Source organism: Vibrio sp. D431a (assembly GCF_030248655.1).
Lineage (GTDB): Bacteria > Pseudomonadota > Gammaproteobacteria > Enterobacterales > Vibrionaceae > Vibrio > Vibrio alginolyticus.
Window position 1 is genome coordinate 1 of record NZ_JAHGAP010000088.1, and the last position, 1,218, is coordinate 1,218.

Annotated in this window: 1 pseudogene; it reads right to left on the reverse strand. The window is 48.9% G+C overall.

Features of this window, described 5'->3' with window-relative positions:
* Positions 1-1,196 (reverse strand): annotated as a pseudogene (locus tag KJB35_RS28095) (RTX toxin); the annotation flags it as partial.
* Between the last annotated feature and the right edge of the window lie 22 nt (positions 1,197-1,218).

Genomic DNA, 1,218 nt, shown 5'->3' on the forward strand with positions numbered 1-1,218 from the left:
AAAACTAATCGGTCGTCAGTCGATGTTCCTTGTAAGCTCAACCCATCTTCTGCAACAACAACATTTATAGATTGACCGACCGATGTAAGCGCGCTCAAACTTGGTTGCTCTGCATGCAGTGCTGGCACACCATTTTCTATGTTGATGGCTGCCGAGCTGCTTTGCTCACCAAAAAATCCAACGATGTTTTCAGAAAATACCGTTGAACCGGGTAGCACTATTGTCGGCATGGTATCGACCGCATGGTTGCCGGCGGCATCCAACACTTCAGCTTCAATGGTCCACGTGCTGTTTAGATTGAGAGTGTTTACGTCAATTCCGGTTACTGTCCACGAACCTGATGCATCAACAAGGCCAGTAAAATTCAGCGTGCTGTCTCCGTCACTTACCCGAATCGTCACCGCCAGACCTTGCTCTACACCACTGGTTGTCCCTCTCATTTCCGTGACTATACCCTCACGGAAATCATCAATGGCAAGGCCACCGCTAATATAAAAATCCGTATCGATATCAATGGTGGGAGCAGTGGCATCTATGGTCGTAGCCTCATCCATTGCTTTCGCTTGGTTGCCCGCTACATCATTCACGGAGGCAGATACGGTTAACGCCCCATCGGCTAACGTGGATAAGTTCGCCCCTTCGACTTGCCACATACCATCAACGACAACGGTATTGAACGAGAGCATCACCCCCAAGCTGTCTTGAACCGTGACAGAAACCGTCTGACCATTTTCAACATCACTGACTTGCCCTGACAAAGTGACAGATTGGCGCTCTTCAATGTTTAAATAGCCGTCTCCGCCATCGTCAACGTCCGCCGTCACACTTGCGAGCGTATCTTTGACGATGGTGTTTTCACTGGTTGCAGGGTTGCCCGCTATATCTATACTCTCAGCAACAACGGTCAGCGTACCTTCAGACAATCCAGAAAGGTCAACGTCGTCCAGAGACCAACTTCCACCAGTCACCACCGTTTCTAAGTTTATGACCGCTCCTAACGAGTCGGTTACCGTAACTTGGATACGCTGGCCATCTTCAATGTTTTCAATCGTCCCTTCGAGGCGAGTAGTCGCGATTTCGTACTGATTTAAATACTCATCCCCTCCACCATCAAAATTGACGTTCACCGTTGCAAGCGTATCTTTAATGGTCGTATCGACGGCGTTCAGGTTATTGCCATAAATGTCAGAAACCACAGAAGTCACCGTAAGCGGCCCT